The following is a 7,557-nucleotide window of genomic DNA, read 5'->3' on the forward strand; positions in this document are numbered from 1 at the left end:
GCCATGACTACGAACAACACGCCTGATCAGCTCGATTATTCCGATGATTTCTGCTGGGTGGTCAAACCCGCGTCCATCGATAAGCCGGTGGATGTCTTCTATGTCTACCCGACCATCTATGTGGGCAAACACCCCGCCAACATGGATATAGCCGATCCCGCACTCAGGGCCAACGCCAAGGGGCTGACCGTGGCCCAGGCCGGGGTGTATTCGCCCCATGCCAATATGTTCGCGCCCTTCTATCGTCAGCAGACAGCAGCCCAGCAGAGCATGGATGCGGGGAACGGCGGCAGGGATGCCTATGCCGACCCGGTTTTTCAGGTCGGTGCCCGGGATGTGGAAAGGGCGTTCGACTACTACCTGACCCACCTCAATCCCGACAGGCCGTTCATCCTCGCCAGCCACAGTCAGGGAACCATGGCCCTCATCAATCTCATGCGCAAACGCTTCGACGATCCCGAACTGCAGAAGCGTCTGGTGGCCGCCTACCTGATCGGCTATTCCGTGACCAGGGATGATCTGAAAAAATATCCCTGGATGAAGCCCGCCCAGGGTGCCAGTGATACCGGCGTGGTCGTCAGTTTCAATACCGAAGGCAAGGATGCCGGCCCTTCTCCGGTCCTCCTTCCCGGAGCCATTGCCATCAACCCCCTGAACTGGAAGACCGACTCCACCCCCGCCTATAATGATGAGAACATGGGGGCCAAGTTCTTCAATGATGCCGAGGGCAAACTCATCGAGGCCATCCCGCATTTTGCCGGAGCCTCTATCGATCTCCAAAAGGGTGTTGTCATCGCCACGGACATGAAAACCCCCACATCCGACAAGATCAACCTCGTGCACATGGGCCGGTGGCCCCAGGGGGTATTCCACAGGTACGACTATGCATTCTGGTTCAATAATCTCGAGGCCAATGTTGGGGAGAGGATTGCCGCGTATCAAGAAAGCCACGAGTAAGGATCACTCTCTTGCTCATCAGCCAAAAGGGTCTTGGATGATATATATCCAAGGCCCTTTTGGCTTCACGGACTTTTATGGTATTCGATCGCATATTTTTAATCTGTTTTCAGGCTGACAGTAAGAAAAATGGTTCATCCGGGAATAGCGTACTTTCGGGGGTAATCGTTTATCTGCCCCACTTGAGTATAAAAAACTCAATGGGGCGTTGAGAAAATCCCCCGCCCTGGTAAGGGCGGGGTGAGGGGCGGGTCGTATTATCGGTGCCTTTCTCCAGCAGTTTGAAACCCTCCCCCAGCCCCTCCCTGAACTACGGGAGGGGGGCTATATTGCCAGTCTATACATCATGTTGTGTGAATATCCTGGGCCGTGCTCTCTCGCAAACTCGTTTCTATCAAACAACCCAAGAGTTCTTGCTGACAAGTACCCTTTTGCCGGATGAACCAGAAAAATATGCAATCGCATACTTCAACGTCTTTTCAGCACCGTAACGGATGCTCCGAGCGAGTCCATTGAGTCTTGCATCCTGTTTCCTTTATTGGCAATATTCTTCACACACGTACGAAAACGACAAGGAAACTTTATGGAAACCATCACATGGAACGATTTCGAAAAGGTCGAACTGCGCGTGGGCAAAATCCTCTCTGTCGAGGTGTTCAGGGAGGCCCGCAAGCCGGCCTATATTCTTCACGTGGATTTCGGCGAGGAGATCGGGGTCAGAAAATCCAGCGCCCAGATCACCAAGCTGTACACCACCGAAGAACTGGTGGGCAGGCTGGTGGTCGGGGTGGTCAACTTCCCCAAAAAGCAGATCGGGCCGGTCATGTCCGAATGCCTGGTTACCGGATTCGGTGATGCCAACGGCGACATAGCCCTATGCGTTCCGGACAAGGATGTGCCCCTTGGGGCCAAGCTCTGCTGAGAAGCCGTATCTTCCGCTCTATGTCGCGAGCCTTGTTTTTCTCCCGTCTTCCGGGGCTCGAAAAAAAGGACGATTCGTGAATAGCACATACATATTTTTCCGGGATAATTGCGTTTATAATAAATTGTGCCGGGAATTGCTGACTGAAAAGATCGCACATGTAACGTCATGTTGAAATCTGAAGTCTGCATCCGATCCGTCATGAATCGAAAAGCCCCTGCACGATTGTGCAGGGGCTTTTTGATTCTGGGAAACGACGCAGGGAGGAGCGTCTAACTCGGAAGTTCTTGCTTCCGGGACAACAAAGCAAGCCGGTACTGCCTTGACTTCCATCTCGTTCAGCGTCTATTTTTTTTATTTTTCAGTTGGCATACATGCAATAAAAGTCCAACCAGCTTTCTTTCTCCGTGACAGAACCGATACAATTTCGGCAAGCATTTCCAAAGAGGATCGAATGAGCGAAACCTTCAACATCTACTGCGACGAATCCTGCCACCTTGAAAATGATCGGCATAATACCATGGTGCTGGGTGCGGTCTGGTGTCCTTTGGATAAGACCAGGGAGATTGCCGTCCGGTTGCGGGAGATCAAGAAAAAGCATGGGATGTCCTCGGATTTCGAAGTGAAATGGATCAAGGTCTCACCAGCCAAACAAGAACTGTATCTGGATCTGATCGATTATTTCTTCGATGATGACGACTTTCATTTCCGGGCATTGATCGTACCGGACAAATCCCTGCTGCACCACTCTGCCTTCCCCGGGCAGGATCATGACGGCTGGTACTACAAAATGTACTTCGACATGCTGAAGGTCATCTTCTGTCCCAACTCTCGCTATCGCATCTATCTGGATATCAAGGACACCCGGGGTGCACGAAAAGCGGCCAAACTGCATGAAGTTCTGTGTAACGACCGATACGATTTTTCCCGAAATGTGATAGAACAGTTGCAGTTGGTCCAATCTCACGAAATCGAACAACTGCAAATGGCTGACCTGCTCATCGGCGCAGTCGGCTATCTCAACCGGGGGTTGAAAGACAGCACCGCAAAATTGGCTATCATACAACGAATTCGGGGGCGTTCTGGATATGATTTGACCAGATCGACCCTGCTACGTGAGCAAAAGGTGAATATTTTTCGTTGGCATGCCACGGAGTTCCCGGGATGAATCAAACTTTGAACTGGCTGCCATCATTGGTTTTATTCAACGATTACCGCGGTAATTGGGAAGCCTACCTGGATGCACTGTACACTTGGTTCAAAAAGGATTTTGTCGACAGCAAACCCACGTTCCAGGGTAAACGGCTTGGACTGAAGCGACATCCCATGACGTATGGGAAGGAAGCGACATTTTGGCATATGATTCAGGAAGGAAAAATCGAAGACGAGCGGCTGCCTGACTTGAGACGATGCGAGCGAATTCGTTGGCCAAGACCAATCATCGAACACGATAGCGATCCGGCTATCAAGATATGGCGAAATCAACGGAAAGGGAAAGAAAGAGTCTGTCTGTGGTTCGACCAAGAAAACTACCTGGTCATTCTAGCTGACCGTGGTCAGTATATTCTTCCGTGGACTGCCTACCTGGTTGAATATCCACACCAGCAAAGAAAACTGCAGAGAGAATACGAGGAATATTGGAGGGAAAAGGCTCAAAAAAGCTGAAGTCGCCCTCGAAGGACGACTTCGTTACTCCTTCCACACATGGTAGATGAGCTGAAAAATATATTTGTCCGAAATGAGTACATGTCAAGTGTTTTTGTCTGCTGATCAAATTTGCCCACAAAATTATTCAATCAAGGCAATAGTGACCGGCAGAACCATTTCTGTCGTGAGGGGATGCCCATTTCGGACATCCGATCCGGCATGCATCAGAAAGCCCCTGCACGAAAATGCAGGGGCTTTCTGGTTATAAGGTTGCATTTCAGCTGTTGCCTGTGCGCACCACCAGGATCACGGACTCGTGTGCCATGCGATATTTCATGATCGGGAGGACGCCTCTGTACGGTCGATTTTTGGAGACCTGGTTGACAAACATTGCCTTGTCGTAAAATATTGCAACTCAGGTTACAGTAACGGAGGTTGCGATGAAATTTTATGACAGGGAGCATGAGCTGTCCGTTCTCGAGACCATATACGGGCAGTGTACGGCGGACTACGGCAAGATAACCGTCATCACGGGACGACGGCGGGTGGGCAAGACCATGCTGGCCCTCGAGTATGCCAGGGACAAACCCTCTTTGTACCTGTTCGTCGGCAAGAAGGCCGAATCCCTTCTGTGTCAGGAGCTTGTGGCCGCGTATGAGGAATTCACTCACAAGAAGCCCATCGGGGAGTTGAACAGATTCGTCCAACTTTTTGAATTGCTGCTCGAGTACGGCAAGGACAATCCCTTTGTCCTGATTGTCGATGAATTCCAGGAATTCTTTACCATCAACAAGAGTGTGTATTCCGATATCCAGAGACTCTGGGACCGATACAAGTTCAGCACAAAGATTCATGTCGTCTTCATCGGTTCTGTGTATTCGTTGATGACGAAGATATTTCAGGACGAAAAGGAGCCCCTGTACGGTCGGGCGGACAGGGTATTGTACATACGCCCCTTCGAGGCCAGAGTGATCCGGAACATCCTGAAGGATTACGGCGAGCTGAGCAATGAAAACCTCTTCTACAACTATCTCGTGACCGGAGGTGTGCCCAGGTACGAGGAACTCCTGATCCAGAATCGATGCTTCGACAAAACAGCCATTCTCGATTTCATTTTTGAAAAGGACTCGTTTTTTATTGCCGAAGGCAAAAGCCTGCTCATCCAGGAATTCGGCAAGGAGTATGGCATCTATTTTTCCATCCTGGAATTGCTGTCCCAGGGCAGGACTTCGCGGATCCAAATCGAGTCCGTGCTGGAGAAGAGTGTGGGAGGCTATCTGGAAAAACTCGAGACCCAGTATGACCTGATCGAAAAAATAAAACCCATGGGCGACCGCAAGCAGTCGCGAAATCAGAAATTCGCCATCAAGGACAATTTCATCCGGTTCTGGTTCAGGTTCGTGAACAGGAACATGAGCATGATCGAAAACCAGCGTTTCAACTATGTCAAACGACTGATCGAGAGGGACCTGCCGACCTTTGCCGGACCTGTCCTGGAAAAGCTGTTCATGGAGATGACCAGCTATTCTTCCCGGTACGGACTCATAGGTAATTACTGGGAAAAGGGGAACGTCAACGAGATCGACCTCGTGGCCGTCAATGATCTTGAAAAAGAAGTGCTCGTGGCCGAAGTCAAGATGCGCCCCAAAAATATCAAGCTGACACAACTGAAGGACAAGACAGAGCGGCTGCACAAGCGGTATGACGGCTATACATTCACCTACAGGGGGCTTTCCCTTGAGGACGTGGATGGTTTCATGGAGGAGATGAGAGGGCAGGACCAGAGGCATGGGTGATGGGATATTCGGTCCTCCTTGCCTTTGCTGTCATGGATGATGAGAATCAGGGCGTCGAGACTGATATCCTGTATCGGCAGGCGCAGGCATTCGAGCAACCGATGCCCGTAGCCGTAAAGCAGTCCGGCCGCCAGATCATAAGGGGCGCAAAGATTGTCCAGGATGGGATTGTTTTCCTGCCGGGACAGGACTATCGGGGCATATGGCTTCCGTTTGAACCGGGACACATCCTCAAACTCTTCAAAATGTGGAACCACGCAGCATAGCTTCAAATGGCTCAATCGTAAGGCGCACCTGTATTTCCGCGTAGGGGCGGTTCTCGAATCGCCCGTTTTCCCGAGCCCTGGGAGGGGCGGGAAAACAGTCTTCCGGTTAGCGATTGTGGCATAGCAGACAATATCGTACCCGGGTGCGGGAACAAATATGGCAAGCTCTTTCCGGGTTGCCTGACCGGCCTGACAATGTTCGTAACAAACCGAAATGACACGTGACGCCTGCCGTGCCAGATCGTTTTCCGAAAGCCGCCGTCGTTTGCGGGCCTCCTGGATATTGAGCCCGAGCTGGGTGAGCCGTTGGCGGATTTTGGGGTGAAGGGAATCGATTGCTTGGCTTCGTTTTGACATGTGTTATTTGTAGGTCATAAAATCTTTAATGCAATCTATATAATACAATTTTTTTTGAGCGTTTTCGATCAACTCGAAAAGCATAAAGGCTGCTCGGTGTGCCATAGAAACCCTTTGAGATCGATCCGGCCGGTGTGATCGAACACCACCCCTTCCTTTTCCAGAAGCTCTTTCTGTTCCACCTCTCCCTGCAATTGTCCCAAAGCAATCCGGCCCTTCCGGTTGACCACGCGGTGCCACGGCAATCCTTCCCCGTGCGAGCAGGAGTGAAGAATCCGCGCGACCTGCCGGGCTCCCCTCGGATTACCGGCCATGGCGGCTATCTGCCCGTAAGTAGCTACCTTGCCTTCGGGTATGGCCCGGATGCACTCGATGGTTCGGGTAGTGAAGGGGTGTCTGGTCATGGCGGGAGGAGCGGGTTGCAAAATGGTGTCAGATGGTCCGGAAAAATCTCTAGGTGATGGATACAGGGGTGGCAAGAAACAGGTCCGGTTCGATGCTGACAGCGGAGCCTTCTGTCTGTATCCTTGATCCGACCATAAGGAGAAGAGCAATGCGAAAATGGATAAAAATATTACTTGTCATCCTTGTTTTGGCCCTCGCGGCAGGCGGGGCCGGTTGGCGGTTTTTCGAACGGGAGAGCGCACCGCAGGACGGACTTGTCCTCTCCGGGAATGTGGAGGTCACCGAGTCCGCCCTGGGGTTCCGGATTCCCGGTCGGTTGCTCGAGCGGCTCAAGGACGAGGGAGACGATGTCGAGGCGGGCGAGCTTGTGGCCCGGCTGGATGACCGGGATGAACAGACCGGACTGGCCATGGCCCTTGCCGAAAGGGACCGTGCCCGGGCCGTTCTCGATGATCTGCTCCAGGGGAATCGGAAACAGCAGATCCGGGAGGCCGAACAGGGTGTTGCCAGATCGCTGGCAAGTCTGAACCGGGCCCGGGCGGATCTTGATATGGCGGCCACGGATTTCCAGCGGTTCAAGACCCTGTATGATGAAGCCGTGATCAGTAAGCAGGAATTCGATGTTGCCAGAACCCGCTTGGTAACCGCTCAGAAAGGGGTCGAGGAACAGGAGGCCATGCTCGAGAGTGCCCGGGCCCATCTGAATCTTATGCAAGAAGGATTTCGGTCCGGGGATATCGAGCAGGCCCGGTCCGGGCTCGCCGCTGCCGAACAGGCCGTGGAGCAGGCACGACTTCGTCTTGCCTACACGCAATTGCATGCTCCTTTTTCAGGAACGGTTGTGACCAAGGTGGCGGAACAGGGCGAATATCTCGGGGCCGGCTCGGTGGTGCTGACCATGGCCGACCTCTCCCGGGTATGGGTGCGTGCCTTTGTGCCGGAACCCGATCTGGTCCGGGTGGCCCGTGGCGACAGGGTCCGGGTGCGTGTGGATGGATTGGACGGGCAGACCTTTACCGGCCAGGTGGGGTTTATCGCCGACGAGGCCGAATTCACTCCCAAGACGGTTCAAACCCCCGAGGAGCGGGTCAAGCTGGTCTATCGGATCAAGGTCTATGTGGACAATCCCGACAGACTGCTCAAGGCGGGCATGCCTGCACGGGTGCATATCGCAACGAAGACGAAGAATAACAACTAAAGTGCGCAG

The 7,557-nt window shown here is 52.6% G+C and carries 8 protein-coding genes; 6 read left to right on the plus strand and 2 right to left on the minus strand.

All coding sequences use genetic code 11. The annotated features are described in order from the left end of the window. The 5 genes from ACY692_RS13335 to ACY692_RS13355 form a co-directional block, all read left to right on the plus strand. Positions 1-957: DUF3089 domain-containing protein (locus tag ACY692_RS13335; protein WP_462325869.1), on the plus strand; the 957-nt coding region annotated here is incomplete at its 5' end. A gap of 583 nt (positions 958-1,540) precedes the next feature. Further along, complete coding sequence (locus ACY692_RS13340; RefSeq protein WP_462325870.1) at positions 1,541-1,879, plus strand: tRNA-binding protein; 339 nt, start codon at positions 1,541-1,543, stop codon at positions 1,877-1,879. A gap of 454 nt (positions 1,880-2,333) precedes the next feature. After that, on the plus strand, positions 2,334-3,047 hold the full coding sequence (locus ACY692_RS13345) for a DUF3800 domain-containing protein (RefSeq protein ID WP_462325871.1): 714 nt from the start codon (positions 2,334-2,336) through the stop codon (positions 3,045-3,047). After that, positions 3,044-3,544: a hypothetical protein gene (locus ACY692_RS13350; protein ID WP_462325872.1), complete on the plus strand. Its 501-nt coding sequence runs from the start codon at positions 3,044-3,046 to the stop codon at positions 3,542-3,544. The genes ACY692_RS13345 and ACY692_RS13350 overlap by 4 nt, the downstream gene beginning before the upstream one ends. Before the next feature lie 422 nt (positions 3,545-3,966). Continuing rightward, complete coding sequence (locus tag ACY692_RS13355) at positions 3,967-5,322, plus strand: ATP-binding protein (protein ID WP_462325873.1); 1,356 nt, start codon at positions 3,967-3,969, stop codon at positions 5,320-5,322. On the opposite strand, the gene ACY692_RS13360 is transcribed toward ACY692_RS13355, so the two are convergent. Both ACY692_RS13360 and ACY692_RS13365 read right to left on the minus strand, forming a co-directional pair. Then, complete coding sequence (locus ACY692_RS13360; protein ID WP_462325874.1) at positions 5,247-5,945, minus strand: site-specific integrase; 699 nt, start codon at positions 5,943-5,945, stop codon at positions 5,247-5,249. The two genes, ACY692_RS13355 and ACY692_RS13360, sit on opposite strands and share 76 nt — an antisense overlap. Before the next feature lie 68 nt (positions 5,946-6,013). Continuing rightward, complete coding sequence (locus tag ACY692_RS13365) at positions 6,014-6,349, minus strand: MGMT family protein (protein ID WP_462325875.1); 336 nt, start codon at positions 6,347-6,349, stop codon at positions 6,014-6,016. 149 nt (positions 6,350-6,498) lie between these two features. On the opposite strand from ACY692_RS13365, the gene ACY692_RS13370 reads away from it, so the two are divergent. Continuing rightward, positions 6,499-7,548 (plus strand): efflux RND transporter periplasmic adaptor subunit, encoded by a 1,050-nt coding sequence (locus tag ACY692_RS13370; protein WP_462325876.1) that lies wholly within the window; start codon positions 6,499-6,501, stop codon positions 7,546-7,548. Positions 7,549-7,557 lie beyond the last annotated feature (9 nt).

The sequence above is a fragment of the Desulfoplanes sp. genome, from assembly GCF_054921335.1.